2 protein-coding genes are annotated in these 791 nt (G+C 50.6%); both read right to left on the minus strand.

Annotated features, from left to right (window positions below):
* The coding region (locus tag AC6I6H_RS22470) for an IS3 family transposase (protein WP_497956843.1) at positions 1–437 on the minus strand (437 nt) is incomplete at its 3' end.
* An 11-nt stretch (positions 438–448) separates the two neighbouring features.
* Positions 449–745, minus strand: coding sequence for a transposase (locus AC6I6H_RS22475; RefSeq protein WP_497956842.1), 297 nt, complete (start codon positions 743–745; stop codon positions 449–451).
* Positions 746–791 lie beyond the last annotated feature (46 nt).

The raw sequence follows: 791 nt of genomic DNA on the forward strand, positions 1-791 counted from the left end.
AGAATACTGGCCAGATAGAGCTTTCCTTCGCGGCAGGGGATGTAGGTGATGTCCGCTACCCATTTTTCGTTTGGCTTTGTGGCTGAAAAATCTTGCTCCAAAAGGTTTGGTGCGATCGGCATCTCGTGATTCGAGTCGGTCGTGGTGACCCGGTACTTCCTCGCCATGCACGAACGCAGCCCTTGTTCTCGCATGATCAGCCCCACCGTACGTTCCGATACGCGCCAGCCTTCCTTCAAAAGTTCTTTGTGTATCCTTGGACTCCCGTAGGTTTCTTCAGAGTCGAAGAAGTGCCAGGTAATGCGCTCGGTCAGCTTCTCTTTTCGCTTCTCTTGCTCGGAAGCCTCGGCCTCCCGCCAGACGTAATAGCCGCTCCTTGACACACCCATGACCTCGCACATCTTCTCCAATCGAAACTCGGAGCGATGATCTTCGATGAATTGGAACCTTAGTTCCTTTCTTTGCTGAAGATGTGCATGGCCTTTTTTAAAATGGCGATTTCCTCCTTCAGGTCCTCGATCTCGCGTTTCTGATCTTCGATCGTTTGGGACTGGTGACGGAGCGCTTCGCCTTGGTTCACGGGTTCGTTTTCAAACTCGCGGTACTTTCCCATCCAGTTTCGCAGCGTGCCGTAGTTGATATTCAGTTCATCCGCGATCTCTTGAAGCGACTTCGATTGCTCCTGGGCATACTTCACGGCTTCTTTTTTAAACGTCTCATTGTAGGACTGTCGGTTTTCGTTCATTTCGGACACCTCTCCTTGTATATGGTTATTATCTGTCTTGCACTAG

Source organism: Gorillibacterium sp. sgz306347, from assembly GCF_059735245.1.

Excerpts from the sequence above, each read along its gene's own strand:
- AC6I6H_RS22475 (WP_497956842.1), bottom strand. The coding sequence starts at position 745 with ATGAACGAAAACCGACAGTCCTACAATGAGACGTTTAAAAAAGAAGCC.